The sequence below is a fragment of the Bartonella sp. AD24XZML genome (assembly GCF_042196485.1).
GTDB lineage: Bacteria > Pseudomonadota > Alphaproteobacteria > Rhizobiales > Rhizobiaceae > Bartonella.
Map to the genome: position 1 here is coordinate 152,780 of NZ_JBHIQH010000006.1, position 16,520 is coordinate 169,299.

Consider the following 16,520-nt stretch of genomic DNA (forward strand, 5'->3'; position numbering starts at 1 on the left):
TCTCGAATGGCGTAGGGTTTTATCGTTTCAGATCTCTTGAGGTTGAATCAATAAAACCATTGGCTTGCACATAACAAGCACAATGGGTATGTGGATAAAAACTGTGAAAGAAAAGACTAAAAATGTTTTTTTATGAACATACATTCTCAAATGTAAGAATTATCCGTAACATTGGGAATTAGCACATATAATGATGGCACCACTTTGCTCTCACACCTCAACCTTGTTTGTGACGTGCAAGGAAAAAAATTAATTGATCAATATATTATTTAAGCGTTAATATACCTTAGTATTGAGCAGGTATATGCTACTCAAGGTGGGTAATTTTTAATTGGAAGAACATCTGATCAGGCTAAAAATACTCAAAGAAAGTTCTGATTCGCAATAATTGAGAAGTATATTTTAATATTTTATTCTCTACTCTTTGTTTAAGTACTTCATATCTTTTAAAAAGATACCGGTAAACAACACATTATGATATTTGTGGAAATATTGTGGTAAAGGAAATTCAAATTTTGTCCTTTAAGACAAGGCGTAAGTTAAACAGCTCATTTTCTATTTCTGTGCAAAGCATAAAAAAATTATCTACTTTCACGGTTGCAACAGTAAATTTTATAATCCAACAAATGATTAAAAATGTATTATAATATCATTAAGATGCAAGGAACAGGCGCTATTGGAATGATAATTAAATAGCACATAAACCTTTTAAATTGATGCACACATCTTTTATTATAATTGATTTCCTTGATAGAACAGTTGGTCTTTTTGGTGGAGCTAAGCGGGATTGAACCGCTGACCTCTTGCATGCCATGCAAGCGCTCTCCCAGCTGAGCTATAGCCCCTATAAAAACAAATTGTCCCAAAAAGACAGTATACAATTCCAGCTTTTCTAGAACGATCAAAATTGAAGATCAAGAAGAATTTACATTCAATAAAAAAGATGTCCTCTTTTACTTCTTTTAAGCATCGTCATCATTAGAAACACCGCCTCCGAGAATATCAGTAACGTCATCATCTTCATCGTCACCATCATGAGACAAAAATGTATCATCATCATCACCAAGATCTACATCACTATCTTCTAAATCAGGAAGATCGTCATCTTTAGAATCCACATCATCATCTTCAAGAAGCATAAAAGCAGATTTTTCAAGTGCTGTATCAAGCTCTTCAGTATCAACTTCTTCTTCATTATTTGCTTCAGCTGCTGCAACTTCAAAGTAAGAACGCGGATAAGAAATTCCTGTATAGGGCGACACAATAGGATCGCGATTTAGATCGTAAAATTTTTTTCCTGTTTCTGGATCAACACGTTTAGTTCCAAGTTCTTGTTTTGCCATAAACCGTGCCTCTTTGATTAACTGTTATTCCATTAAAAGATAAATTTTATGGTGCTTAATCGAAAAATAATACCTTTGTCAAAGATAAATACACTGTTCCACAGTGATTTTTTCATGACGTCTTTTAAAGCATGTGCTAAAGGATGCACAATTTCATAAAAGTTAGATAGAATTAAATAGAATTTCCATGCAAAAAGCAATCCCTATAACCACCTATAAATCGAGTAGTCTCTCTGGAAAAATTCAAATACCAGGAGATAAATCAATCTCTCATCGCTCTCTTATATTGGGAGGATTAGCAAGTGGTGAGACATATATTCATGGATTACTTAAAAGCGCTGATGTACTCAATACAGCTGCTGCTATGCAAGCTATGGGTGCCTGTATTATTAAAAAAGAAGATTTCTGGATCATACGAGGAACAGGGAATGGTTGCCTTTTAGCTGCACAAAAACCTTTAGACTTTGGAAACGCTGGAACAGGTGCTCGTTTGGTTATGGGAATGGTTGGTCCGTATCATATGAAAACAACCTTTATTGGTGATGCTTCTCTCTCTAAACGTCCAATGGGACGTATCCTTGATCCACTGCGTCTCATGGGGGTTGAAGTTGAGGCAACGCGCGACGATCACCTTCCTTTAACGCTTTATGGTCCGAAAATGGCTAATCCGATTCGTTACCGTGTTCCAATAGCTTCCTCCCAAATTAAATCAGCAATCCTGCTTGCTGGACTCAATACCGCCGGCACTACAACTGTTATTGAACCAGTTCTGACACGAGATCATACGGAAAAAATGTTAAAAGCATTCGGTGCGCAACTTGAAATAGAAAAAGATAACGAAGGTGCGCGTTTGATTCATCTTAATGGTCAACCCCATCTTACTGGACAAACGATTCATATTCCAGGTGATCCTTCTTCTGCTGCTTTTCCAATTATCGCAGCCCTTCTTATAGAAGACTCTGATATCACCATTGAAAATGTTTTGATAAATAACTCTCGAATAGGACTTATCGAAACATTGTGGGAAATGGGTGCTCAAATTGAATTTTTGAACCGACGTCAAACAGGTGGAGAGGATGTTGCTGATCTACGGATAAAGTCATCGGTCCTTAGAGGCGTTACGGTGCCCAAAGAACGTGCTCCATCGATGATTGATGAATATCCTGCTTTGGCAGTAGCAGCAGCCTTTGCAGAAGGCAAAACAGTAATGCTAGGAATTGAAGAATTGCGTGTAAAAGAATCGGATCGATTGTCTGCTGTTGCTCAAGGATTAAAAATTAATTGCGTAGACTGTGAAGAAGGTCAAGATTTTCTTGTTGTTTATGGAAAAGGTTCTGCCAAAGGTTTGGGGGGGGGGTATGTTGCCACACATCTTGATCATCGAATTGCTATGTGTTTTCTCATTTTTGGGCTTGTATCAGAAAAACCTGTTACCATTGATGATAAACGAATGATCGCTACGAGCTTTCCAGAATTTATTCCTTTTATAAAACAACTTGGGGGAAAAATCGCTTGAAGCCTTTTGTTATCGCCATTGATGGACCTGCTGCCTCAGGCAAAGGAACCTTAGCACGCAAAATTGCTGCACATTATCGCCTTCGTCATCTCGATACTGGTCTTACTTATCGTAGTGTTGCTCATACGCTTTTACAGCAAAATTTAGCTCTTAATGATGAAAAAAATGCTATTATTTATGCTAAAGGACTTGATTTTAACATCTTAAATCCTTCTCTTCTTTCTTCTCATGAACTTGGTGAAGCGGCTTCAAAAATAGCAATTAACCCTGCTGTACGCAAAATTCTTGTCGAAAAACAACGCAACTTTGCTAAAGTTTTGCCCGGTTGTGTGCTTGATGGGCGTGATATCGGAACGATTGTTTGTCCTGATGCCGATATCAAGTTTTATATTCTAGCCAATGTTCAAACACGCGCCAAACGCCGCTACCAAGAGATTTTAAAAAAAGGTGTTCAAGCAAATTATCATGAAATCCTAGCTCAACTTGAACAGCGCGACAGTCGCGATATAACGCGCAAACAAAGTCCACTAAAACCAGCAAAAAACGCCCACTTGCTTGATACGTCAGAATTGAGTATAGAAGCAACATTTGAAATTGCATGCAGCTTTATTGATCCAATCATAAAAATGCATATAATTGGATAAATTCGTTAAGGTAACTTCCAGCCTAGCGCTAACTTTTTTTCCTTTATTCAAGGAAAAAGGCTAGGGAGTTACTTATGTTAACACTAACCTAGCGCTCATACCTTATAATACAAGGTGTATATTAGGAGTTCTTATGTCACAATACAATCCCACAACAGCGGATTTTGAAGCCCTTTTAACAGAATCTTTTCAAACTAATGATCTTAATGAAGGATCTGTTGTTAAAGGTCGTGTTATTGCAATCGAAAAAGACATGGCCATTATTGATGCTGGTCTTAAAGTCGAAGGACGTATTCCTCTCAAAGAATTTGGAGCTAAAGCAAAAGATGGTTCTTTGCAAGTTGGCGATGAAGTTGAGGTTTACATTGAACGCATTGAAAATGCGATGGGTGAAGCTGTTTTATCGCGTGAAAAAGCACGGCGCGAAGAAAGTTGGGTCCGTTTGGAGGAAAAATTCAATGCTGGTGCACGCGTTGATGGAGTGATCTTTAGCCAAGTAAAAGGTGGTTTTACAGTCGATCTTGATGGTGCAGTTGCTTTCTTGCCTCGCAGCCAAGTTGATATTCGTCCCATTCGTGATGTTTCACCCCTCATGCATAATTCACAGTCCTTTGAAATTTTGAAGATGGATCGTCGTCGTGGCAATATTGTGGTCTCACGCCGCACTGTTTTAGAAGAAAGTCGCGCTGAGCAACGCTCAGAAATCGTACAAAATCTTGAAGAAAACCAAATCGTTGAAGGTGTGGTGAAAAATATTACAGATTATGGTGCCTTTGTTGATCTTGGTGGGATTGATGGTCTCTTGCACGTTACAGATATGGCATGGCGGCGTGTTAATCACCCATCTGAAGTGCTCACAATTGGCCAAACGATTAAAGTGCAGATTATTCGCATTAATCAAGATACGCACCGTATTTCTCTTGGAATGAAACAGCTTGAAAGTGATCCTTGGGAAAGCATCAGTGTCCGGTATCCGATTGGTAAAAAAATTACGGGTGCTGTTACCAACATTACTGATTACGGTGGTTTTGTTGAAATTGAACCAGGAATCGAAGGGCTGATCCATGTTTCTGAAATGAGTTGGACAAAGAAAAATGTTCATCCTGGAAAAATTCTGTCTACATCACAAGAAGTAGAAGTGGTTGTTCTTGAGATTGATCCTTCTAAACGGCGTATTTCTCTTGGCTTAAAGCAAACATTTGAAAATCCATGGGAAGCTTTTGCCAATAAATTTCCTGTCAATTCGCAAATTGAAGGAGAGGTCAAAAATAAAACAGAATTTGGTCTGTTTATTGGGCTTGAAGGCGATGTTGACGGTATGGTTCATTTGTCTGATCTTGATTGGAACCGTCCTGGTGAACAAGTTATTGATACTTACAATAAAGGCGATATCGTTAAAGCTGTGGTCCTTGATGTTGATATTGAAAAAGAGCGCATTTCTCTTGGAATTAAGCAGCTTTCCAGTGATAAAGTTGGAGAAGCAGCTGCTTCTGGCGAATTGCGAAAAGGTGCAGTTGTAACATGCGAAGTGATTGCTGTTAACGACAATGACATTGGTGTGAAATTGATTGACCACAACCTTGAGACAACCATTCGGCGTGCTGATCTTGCGCGTGATCGTGATGAGCAACGTCCTGAGCGTTTCGCAATTGGGCAAAAGGTTGATGCTCGCATCACAGCATTTGATAAAAAAACACGTAAAATTTCAGTATCGATTAAAGCTTTAGAAATTGCTGAGGAAAAAGAAGCTGTTGCACAATATGGTTCTACAGATTCAGGTGCTTCTCTTGGTGATATTCTGGGTGCAGCTTTGAAAAAACAAGAACAAGATTAATCATCAATCATTAAAGTTGGTTTTATTATTAAGGTCACTCATTAGGAGTGACCTTTTTATTTTCTAAAAAAATTGTCTGCTTATTTTTAAATTATTGAAACAAAAATTATAAATGCTTGCAAATAAAAACAAAAAGTTTGTTTTTTGTCTAACAACGGTTCACTATTCAGATAAAATGCTTAAAATTTAAATAAAAAACGATGTAATTGAATAACAATGGGACACTATGACGTGCATAATACCTTTCATAAAGTGCTTTTTTTCTCAAAAAGAGAAAAAAGATCATTTTATTAATACGGATTTTCCTCTTCGTGCAATTTATAAGGTACAGGAAGATCTTTATAACTTAGGGCATGATATAGCTTCTGGTAAAGAAATTTTACTCCCTGAATATGAAGGAGTAGGAGATTTTCGCAAGAGATTGAATGAAAATGCTAAACTTATTCTTCATGCCTTTCATACCAGTGATTTTGCTGCTCGAAATGATGAAACCATCGCACCATCTGCTCAATGGCTCATTGATAATCATTACACCATTGATAAAACCATACAAAAGCTACGTTGTAATCTACCCAAGTCCTTCATAAAGCAACTTCCTCTTTCTACACACAAAGCCGGAATACCACGAATTTTTGCTTTAACTTGGCTTTATATTGCGCATACCGATAGCAGCTTTTCACAAGAAACACTCACTGCTATAACCAACGGATTTCAAGAAGTTTGTGCGCTCACAATTGGTGAATTGTGGGCTCTTCCTTCAGTTATGCAAATGCTGCTCATTGAAAATGTCCGTCGTCTTTCAGTACGTATCGAAAAAGCGCGACATATGCGCCATCTTGCTAGTCAAGTTGCAGATAAAATTTCTCTTGTAAAAAATAAAACAAATCTACACTCTCTTTTTACGCAGTATAAATCATTTATTGTTGATCCAACTTTTTCAGCACATTTATTCTATCGCCTGCGCAGTGCATCTGTCGATTCAACCGTAGCATTAACTTGGCTTGAAAAGCAATTGAAAAGCCAAGGCAGTAGCTTAGAGATTGCAACAGCCGATGAACATACCCGACAAGCAGCAGATGGTGTGACCATGGGTAATATTATCCGTGCTCTTAAAGCTATAGATGATGTTGATTGGACAGCATGGTTTGAAACAGTGAGTTGTGTCGATTCTATTTTGCGTAAAAATAGTGATTTTTCTGAAATTGATGCTCACTCACGCAATATTTATCGACAAGTCATTGAAAAAGTTTCTCGCTTTTCGCCTCTTAGTGAACTGGAAGTTGCACATAAAGTTGTAGAAATGGCAAATTCCACTTCTAAAGATATGCCTTATCATTCTTGTGTGGGGTGGTACCTTGTTGATGATGGTTGTGGTATATTTGAAAAGGCTTGTGGATATATTCCGCCCTTTTTCATAAAATGGACACGCGCTTCCTGTTGCTCAAAATTGAGAGTCATCGCCATTCCTGTCTCTTTTCTGACGCTTGCTCTTTTGCTTGTAATTTACGCCCTTTTACAGCTATCTGGCATGACACAATGGATGTCTTTTTGCTTTACTGTATTGGCGCTTTTTCCTGCTATCGATGCTGCTTTTGCTTTATTTAATACTGTTGTTTCGTGGTTTGTCCCATCAAGACAACTCATTGGTTATGAATATAAAGAAGGTATTCCAAAACATGCACGGTCAATGGTTGTTGTACCTACTTTGATGACATCACGCGATGATATTGATGAACAAGTGCGCAATCTTGAAGTGCACTATCTTTCCAATCCTAAAGGTGCCATTCATTTTGCACTCATTACAGATTGGGTGGATGCTCCATTGAGAGAAACGCAAGATGATCTTGATTTATTGCACTATGCGCAAAAGAATATTGATAAACTCAATAATCGTTATCATCGTGATGAACTTCCGCTTTTTTTCCTTTTACATCGCCGACGCCTTTATAATACAAGCGAAAAATGTTGGATGGGATGGGAACGAAAGCGAGGAAAACTTCATGAACTTAATCGACTCTTAAGAGGCGATAAAAATACAAGCTTTTATCCTCCCAATCCACGTCTTCCTATGGATTGCCGTTTTGTTATGACGCTGGATTGTGATACACGTCTTACTCCAGAGAGCGTCGCGAAACTTGTTGGAAAGCTTAACCATCCACTCAATCATCCCGTTTTTGATCCACAAAGTGGAAAGGTTATAAAGGGCTATAGCATTTTACAACCACGCATTATTCCTTCTCTTACAACAGGAAAAAAAACATCAATTCTCCAACGGGTTTTTTCTATAAACCGTGGCATTGATCCTTATGTTTTTGCTGTTTCTGATACTTATCAAGATCTTTTAGGAGAAGGCACCTTTATTGGTAAAGGTCTTTATAATATTGATGCATTTGAACAAGCGCTTGATGGCAAAATTAAAGAAAATACTACTCTTAGTCATGATCTCTTAGAAGGAGGTTATGCTCGTACTGCTCTGGTAAGTAGCATAGAAGTCATTGAAGACTATCCAACCGCTTACAATATTGATGTTATGCGTTATCATCGTTGGGTCCGCGGTGATTGGCAGCTTTTGCCTTATCTTTTTTCCCACCGTCAAATAAGTTCCGTGACGCGTTGGAAAATGCAGGATAATTTACGTCGTTCTCTCACTCCACTTATGTGGTTAATCGCAGCATTTGCAGGATGGGCTTTTTTGTCTTTAAAGAGTGCAATCATCTGGCAGCTATTCTTGTTGTTTAGCTCCTTCATTTCACCCATTCTATGTGTATTAAAAACGCTTGTCTCATCCAATATAGATCATTCTTTGCGTGGACATTTTCAATTAATTTGGAACAAAATTGCTCTTACAAGCGCTGATATATTTCTTAAAACGACGTTTCTTGCTCATTCGGCGTATTTTATGACCGATGCGATTATTCGTACACTCTATCGTATGACGATTTCAAAACAGCATCTTCTTGAATGGAAAACTTCTGCCGCAACAAAATCAATGCCCAATAGTTTGCGTGTCTATGTTTTTACAATGGCACCAGCATCGCTTATTGGTATTCTTACTATAGCACTCCCTCTTTTTTCTGATAGTTTTGCAAGCTTGGTTGCTTTGCCTTTTGGGATAGCATGGTTTTTTTCACCCTTTATTGCTTGGATTGTGAGTCAACCTTCAACCTTTCAAGATAGCCTTGATCTTTCTTCAAAAGATGAAAAAAAACTTCGCTCTATTGCACGGCGGACATGGCTTTATTATACAACCTTTGTCAATGCACAAAACAACCATCTGCCTCCCGATAATTTTCAAGAAGATCCTGAACCTCTTGTTGCTCAACGTACATCGCCTACGAATATTGGCGTTTATCTCCTTTCTATTATTGCAGCACGTGATTTTGGCTGGATTGGTTTTGAAGAGACCATCACCCGTATTGAATGTACATTACGCTCTCTTACAAAAATGGAAAAGTTTCGTGGTCATCTCTATAATTGGTATGAAACGGAGACACTCAGGCCTCTTTTGCCTACTTATGTATCAACCGTTGATTCAGGAAATCTTGCCGGTCATTTGGTAACACTCTCTTCTGCTTTAAGTGAATGGGCTGAAAAACCGCCTCTTTTTTTCCAAAGTGATCTAGAAGGCTTATCGGATGTTCTTGCTATTCTTGAAGAAACTGTCAGAGAAGTTCCAGATCATCAACCCAGTTTACGCTCTTTACGCCAAAAAATCGAAGAAAACATCACTCGTTTTCATGACTCTGTCTTCACTTTTTTAGAACAAGAAAATACGGTCCCTTCTCACATCATAGATCTTTCACTTGCAGCCCACGATATTGTGCACTTAGTCGGTGAACTTGACCACAAAATTCAAACGATAGAATCTGCTCGTGCGCTTTCTTGGGCTAAATGCCTTATCGACACCTGTAACGCTCATCATCATGATGCGACTGCTCATTGTGATACTGAAAAATTACGTAAAAAACTAAACAGGCTGGCTATAATGGCACGGCAAATAGCCTTTGATATGAAATTTGACTTTTTAGAACAGTCTAAACGGCATCTCTTATCCATTGGATATCGTGTTCAAGAAAACAAACTCGATGAAAATTGTTATGACCTACTTGCTTCAGAAGCACGTCTTGCAAGTTTTTTTGCCATCGCAAAAGGAGATATAAAACTTAAACATTGGTTTCGTCTTGGTCGACTTCTCGTACCCATAGGTGGGAAAGGTGCACTCCTATCATGGTCTGGATCAATGTTCGAATATCTTATGCCATCTCTCGTAATGCATGAACCTTTAGGGTCTCTCTTAGATCAAACAAATCGATTGATTATTCGTTGTCAAATACAATATGCCCATAAACGGGAATTGCCATGGGGTATTTCAGAAGCCGCATTTAATGCTCGCGATCATTTAATGAATTACCAATACGCTCATTTTGGTGTTCCAAACCTCGGACTCCAACGTGGTCTTTCACGCAATGCTGTCATTGCTCCCTATGCCAGCCTTCTAGCGGCACAATATGCTCCTGCTTGCGCTGTCGCTAATTTAAAACGACTCCGTGATCTTGGAGCTTTAGGAACATATGGTTATTATGACTCTGTTGATTTTACTCCAACACGCGTGAAAACAGGGGAAAAATACGCCATTGTACGCAATTATTATGCGCACCATCATGGCATGTCTATTCTTGCTCTTAACAATGTTATTTTTCAAGGGCGAATGCGTGATCGTTTTCACCGTGATCCCGTTATTGAAGCAACACAATTGCTCTTACAGGAAAGAGCGCCTCATCTCATTCCTATTATTCATACCAAAGCTGTTAATCGTATGCGCAATAAGTCTCAAGCATTTGACGCAGCCCCTTTGCGCATTATTACAAACCCGTTACTCAAACCACGAGCAACTTTACTTTTGTCTAATGGCTTTTATTCTACCATGTTAACAGCGAATGGTTCTGGTTACAGCCGTTGGCACGATTATGCGATTACGCGCTTTATTCCTGATGCAACAGAAGATCAACAAGGTACTTTATTCTTCTTACGTGATACGCATAGTGGACGGTGGTGGTCTGTTACTGGTGAGCCAACACGTGTTATTGAAGAAGAAGCTGTCAGCATTTTTACAGATGAAAAGGCTGAATATACAAAAATGGTTGATGGTATTAAATCAACACTTGAATGTCTTATTACATCTGAAGGATGTGGCGAAGGGAGACGTATTCAATTGATGAATACGACAAATAAAGATCGACTCATTGAAGTGACTTCTTATGGTGAATTAGCGCTTGCAACGATGGATACAGACCAAGTTCATCCTGTTTTTTCCCGTATGTTTATAGAGACAGAAATTACTGAAGAAGGTAAAACAATTTTTGCCAAAAGGCGCAAACGCTCGCCTAGTGATCCTGAAATCTATGTTGCCCATTTTGTTTCTAGTACAACAGATATTCTCCAAGAGACAGAAGCTGAAACAGATCGCTCTCTGTTTATTGGTCGGGGGCGATCCATTCATCGGCCCACTGCATTTGACCGAAATGCTCGTTTCAGTAACAGTCAAGGTTGTGTTCTTGACCCTGTTATGTCATTGCGATGCCGTATAAAAATTTCAGCCCATGAAAAAGCAGAACTTATTTTTTGGACTTTTGCTGCTCATACAAAAGAAGCGCTAAATAATCATATTAAACATTATCGACAACCTGATATGTTTCAAAAAGAACTTTCAATGGCATGGACGCGCTCACAAGTCGCACTGTATCAGAGCGGAACCCAGCTTAAAGAAGCTTTTATCTATCAAAAATATGCAACACCGCTTATTTATCCAGAAAGAACGTGGCGTCTTCCTTCTGAAATATTAGCAAAAACGCTAGGAAAACAGTCTAATCTTTGGCCTATGTCTATCTCAGGAGACAATCCACTCTGTCTTCTTAGATTAAATAACGAGGGAAATATAACTGTACTGCGCGAGCTCCTTAAAGCACATGAATATTGGCGTATGCGCGGACTCATTGTTGATTTGGTCATTCTTAATGAACAAACATTTTCCTACATACAAAATACACAACGCGCTCTTGAGTGGGTCTGTGAATCTTATTATCACCACACGCAAAAAGCAGATGAACGCCAACATATTTTCATGCTTCGACGCGATCAAATGAGTGAAAATAGTTTTAAAACGCTTCTTGCATCAGCGCGTATCGTTCTTGATGCCCAAAATGGCTCTTTATCTGAACAACTTAAACGACTTGATGAGAATGATTTTAATCTCACAATTCGTAAAAATTATCAAGAATCTTATGATCAATTAGACTTGCCAAGATATAACGAAGGAAAGCAATTTACAACACAAACTGAACAAAATCTTTTTTCTTCCATTGGTCTTATTAGCCAACAAAAACCATCCTCTTTTCTCCCAAATGGAGAAGATCTAAGATATTGGAATGGTTACGGTGGTTTTAATCAGCACAATCATTATGTAATACGTCTTCATGGACGTACCACTACACCGCATCCGTGGATTAATGTCATTGCTAATCACAGATTTGGTTTTCATGTCTCTGCTGAAGGTGCAATTTTTACTTGGGCTAACAATAGCCGCGATTATCAACTAACTCCTTGGGCGAATGATCCAACGTCTAACCGACCAGGAGAAGCTCTTTATCTGGTTGATCGCCAGTCTTTAAAACGTTTCTCACCCGTTTCTACTGTTGAATGTGACGAAAATATTGTCTATGAGGCTTGTCATGGGTTTGGATTCTCAACTTTTAAATCAACACATTCAGAAATCGCATTAGAACTGACTCATACACTTGATCCCGAAAAACCTATTCGCTTTTCACGTCTTATCCTTACGAATGAAGGGAAAAAACCACGCAGTTTACGCCTTTATAATTATGTTGAATGGGTTTTGGGAAATGTCCGTACAAAATATGCCCCCTTTATTGTTTCCTCTTATGAGGACAGATGGGGTGCACATTTTATTCAAAATCCCTATCGCATCGAGAAATCTCAACAAGTTACATTTTTATCAGCATCCGAAATGCCAACCAGCACTACGACCAATCGCGCTGAATTTATTGGTGCAACGGGAACCGTAACACGTCCAAATGCGATCCGTAAAGCCGGTGCTCTTTCGAATACCATTGAAGCAGGATGTGATCCTTGTTCAGCATTCGCTTATGATATTGATCTTCAACCAGGGCAAACAAAAGAAATCATATTCTATCTTGGTAGTGCTGAAAATAGGCAAGAAGCTGAAAAATTACTCAATCAAGTACGTGCAAGTGATTTTGAAATTCAGCTCACAAAACAAAAACAGCAATGGAGTGATTTTGTTTCTCCTTTCCAAGTCAAAACACCTGATGCTTCTTTTAATCTTATGGTCAACCATTGGCTTCCTTATCAAATCTACGCATGCCGCATCATGGCACGCGCAGGCTTTTACCAAGCGAGTGGTGCATTTGGTTTTCGTGACCAGTTACAAGATAGCTTGTCTTTGTTATTGCTGGAATCACAATTAGCACGTGAACAATTGTTAAATGCAGCAGCGCACCAATTTCTTGAAGGTGATGTGCAACATTGGTGGTTGCCTGACACAAATGCTGGTGTTCGTACATACATTTCTGATGATATCGTTTGGCTTGCATATGCAACAGCTCTTTATGTCACTACCACTGGTGATGACGCTTTTCTTGATACGCTCATTCCTTTTATTGAAGGTGATGTTCTCAAAAGTGGGCAACAGGATGCTTATTTTCAACCCACCCAATCCTCAAAGGTTGCAACAGTTTATGAACATTGTGCTTTAGCTTTAGACCTTGCCATTAAACGCTGCGGACCACATGGTCTCCCTCTTATTTTAGGTGGGGATTGGAATGATGGTATGAATTTGGTTGGTGTGGAAGGAAAAGGCGAAAGCATTTGGTTAGGATGGTTTCTTGGGTACACATTACAAGCATTTATCTCTTTAGCCAAAAAACGTGGTGATAATAGCCATATGCAAATATGGAGTACGTACCTTGAACATTTAACAAAATCCCTAGAGAAAAACGGTTGGGATGGTGCTTGGTATCGACGTGGTTATTTTGATGATGGAACACCTCTTGGCTCTAAAATCAATGATGAATGTCAAATTGATACCATTGCTCAATCTTGGGCTGTCATTTCTCAAATGGCATCGCCTGAACGTCAAAAACAAGCGATGAAATCAATGTTGGAACAGCTTTATGATAAAAAAGGCGGACTCATTCGCCTTTTTTGGCCGCCTTTTGATAAAAGTACGCTCAAGCCTGGTTATATAAAAGGTTATCCTCCAGGAATTCGAGAAAATGGTGGTCAATACACGCATGGTGCCATTTGGAGTATTTTTGCGTTGGCTGAAATGGAACAAAACGATAAAGCTTATGCTTTATTTTCTATGATAAACCCAATTACCCATGGACAAGATCCTGAAATTTATCGTGTTGAACCTTATGTGATGGCCGCAGATATTTATGCTGTTGAACCACGATGTGGTCAAGGCGGTTGGACTTGGTATACAGGTTCAGCCGGTTGGTTTTATCGCGCCGCAACACAAGCTATTCTTGGAATACAGCGTCAGGGAGACTTATTGTTTTTGCAGCCACATTTACCCTCTATTTGGCCAAAATATGAAGCAACAATGAAGTTTTATGATGCCGTTTATCGCATTAAAGTAAAATGGGGACCTAGAAATATGCTCTATGTTAATAGCAAAGAATATACCGAAGTTCATACAGGGATAAAATTACAAAAAACAGGTCAGCATGAAGTTATGCGTATTGTCAAATCTTAAAGATGAATGATGAAAAAAGAGAATAGGCTTTTTATTCTTGCCCAAAACTGTAGAGTTGTTATATTGCACCGTCTATATTAGCCGTGTTGGTGCATAATATTTTAGATTTTATGAAGATGAAAGAAAAAGGTTATGAATCATCCGGATATTGCTAGACGTGTTTACAATCACACTTGGAAGCTTGATCCCATTATTCGGTCACTTCTTGATACGGATTTTTATAAGCTTCTTATGGTGCAGATGATTTGGGGGTTATACCCTAATGTTAATGTTACTTTTTCCCTCATAAATCGCTCTAAAACAATACGTCTTGCCAATGATATTGATGAGAGTGAATTACGTGCTCAACTTGATCATGCTCTTAGTTTGCGCTTTACAAAAAAAGAAATGATTTGGCTTGCTGGTAATACATTTTATGGACGCAAACAAATTTTTGAACCGGATTTTCTTCAGTGGCTTGAGAATTTTCAACTCCCAGAATATGAACTCACCCGCAAAGATGGCCAATATATCCTTCATTTTCATGGACCCTGGGCCCATAGTTCCATGTGGGAAATTCCTGCCCTTGCTATTATTAGTGAATTACGTTCACGTGCTGCTCTCAAAAAACTAGATCGTTTTGCTCTTGATGTACTTTATGCGCGTGCTAAAGCAAAAATGTGGAGTAAAGTTGAACGTCTCAAAAAATTGCCTGATATTAAAATATCTGACTTTGGGACAAGGCGCCGCCATTCTTTTTTATGGCAGCGCTGGTGTGTGGAAGCATTAAAAGAAGGCATTGGTCATTCTTTTACTGGAACTTCTAATGTTCTTCTTGCCATGGATACGGATTTAGAAGCTCTTGGAACCAATGCACACGAATTGCCTATGGTTATTGCGGCTCTCAGCAACAACGATGATGAATTACGCAGAGCTCCGTATCAAGTCTTGCAAGATTGGAATCGTTATTATGGTGGAAATCTTCTCATTGTTTTACCTGATACCTTTGGTACAGAAGAATTTTTACGCAATGCACCAGATTGGGTCGCTGATTGGACGGGTTTCAGACCCGATAGTGCGCCCCCTATTGAAGGTGGCGAACGTATTATTCAATGGTGGAAAGAAAAAGGAAAAGATCCACGCAAAAAACTTTTAATTTTTTCTGATGCTCTTGATGTCAATACAATTGAAAAAACCTATCATCATTTCCATGGTAGAGTGCGCATGAGTTTTGGATGGGGCACGGATCTTACCAATGATTTTACAGGCTGTGCACCTCAGGAAATCAAAACTCTTGATGCTCTTTCCCTTGTTTGTAAGGTGACCTATGCCAATGGTCGACCAGCCGTAAAACTTTCAGATAATCCTGAAAAAACGATTGGTGATTCAAAAGAAGTACAACGTTATCTCAATTTTTTTGGTAATAAAAAGCGAATTGCTAGACCTATAAAGACATAGTTTCCGGTTCTTTAAAACAAGTATATTGACTCATCATATTGTTTATAAGATTGATTTCTGTTCTACCCTAAGGATGAGGATTCTTAACCTTTGCTGGTCTGTAAACAGTTCGGCTGTTTTTGAGCAGATTCTACTTGGCCTACCACGCATACGCTTCACTTACATAAGGCGCGATAGATAAGACTTAAAAGTATTTACGACGCATTAAAAAAACACTTAACGTGCCAAGGAAGTTTAGCCAAGGAGATTTTCTCATTTTAACCCTGTTAAATCAAGCACACTCATCTCCTTGCATGTATGAAGGTTTTCAAGTTCTAAGGGTTATTGTTGTAGTTTGACAGTAGGTTTTATACTAAGTAGGAAGAGGTTGGATTAAGTAGGAATACGTGGTAATTTGTTGTTTTTATGTACAATTTTGACCATTAAATGCGCGTTTTATCAAAATAGATTTTGACACCTAAAATTGCAAAAATTACCGAAAATCAGAAAAAAGTGCGTTTCCATAAGTAAAAATGAGAAAAGGCTTTCAAAACCCTTTGAGAACATCTTTAAACTCTTTGAAAAAAATAAATTGATACAAAATTTAGTGTCAAAATATACAAAACCAGATGACAAGCTATAATTGTAGCATTAGGAATTACTAAGGCAACATTGGAGGATGACAAATAGCATGGTGACTATCGGTGTGTATTTTGCAAGGCAAGGATGATGGTACTCAAATAGATTTTATACATGTTACAGGAGATTTTACTTTATCCATGTATAGTCTGCTATTATGAAATGAGTAAAGCGTTGAGAAATGTTTCATTAAAAATAAATGTGTAAATAACATGATTTGGGAGACCTTTTGTTTTACGTGAGGGGCATGACTTCATTAAAAAACAAAGAATGCAATAATATTTTTATTTCGAATAAGCTTTATACAAAGACAGAGAAATTATTTATTCGC

At 38.4% G+C, this 16,520-nt stretch carries 6 protein-coding genes and 1 tRNA gene; 5 read left to right on the top strand and 2 right to left on the bottom strand.

Features of this window, described 5'->3' with window-relative positions:
- Positions 1 to 769 precede the first annotated feature (769 nt).
- Positions 770 to 845 (bottom strand) — tRNA-Ala (locus ACFIMX_RS00705).
- A gap of 117 nt (positions 846 to 962) precedes the next feature.
- On the bottom strand, positions 963 to 1,343 hold the full coding sequence (locus ACFIMX_RS00710; RefSeq protein ID WP_375611400.1) for a TIGR02300 family protein: 381 nt from the start codon (positions 1,341 to 1,343) through the stop codon (positions 963 to 965).
- 187 nt (positions 1,344 to 1,530) lie between these two features.
- Here ACFIMX_RS00710 and aroA point away from each other — a divergent pair, with 187 nt between their 5' ends.
- The 5 genes from aroA to pncB all read left to right on the top strand — a co-directional run bounded on the left by aroA (position 1,531) and on the right by pncB (position 15,571).
- A complete protein-coding gene (gene aroA, locus ACFIMX_RS00715; protein WP_375639508.1) occupies positions 1,531 to 2,859 on the top strand; it encodes a 3-phosphoshikimate 1-carboxyvinyltransferase in 1,329 nt (442 codons plus the stop codon).
- Positions 2,856 to 3,503 carry a (d)CMP kinase gene (gene cmk / locus ACFIMX_RS00720; protein WP_375639509.1) on the top strand — a complete coding sequence of 216 codons (648 nt, stop codon included), beginning with the start codon at positions 2,856 to 2,858 and terminating at the stop codon, positions 3,501 to 3,503. The genes aroA and cmk overlap by 4 nt, the downstream gene beginning before the upstream one ends.
- Before the next feature lie 133 nt (positions 3,504 to 3,636).
- Positions 3,637 to 5,337 carry a 30S ribosomal protein S1 gene (rpsA, locus tag ACFIMX_RS00725; protein ID WP_026500132.1) on the top strand — a complete coding sequence of 567 codons (1,701 nt, stop codon included), beginning with the start codon at positions 3,637 to 3,639 and terminating at the stop codon, positions 5,335 to 5,337.
- A 226-nt stretch (positions 5,338 to 5,563) separates the two neighbouring features.
- Positions 5,564 to 14,134 carry a GH36-type glycosyl hydrolase domain-containing protein gene (locus ACFIMX_RS00730; protein ID WP_375693896.1) on the top strand — a complete coding sequence of 2,857 codons (8,571 nt, stop codon included), beginning with the start codon at positions 5,564 to 5,566 and terminating at the stop codon, positions 14,132 to 14,134.
- Between the two features lie 132 nt (positions 14,135 to 14,266).
- Positions 14,267 to 15,571 carry a nicotinate phosphoribosyltransferase gene (gene pncB, locus ACFIMX_RS00735; protein ID WP_375617513.1) on the top strand — a complete coding sequence of 435 codons (1,305 nt, stop codon included), beginning with the start codon at positions 14,267 to 14,269 and terminating at the stop codon, positions 15,569 to 15,571.
- Positions 15,572 to 16,520: the final 949 nt, after the last annotated feature.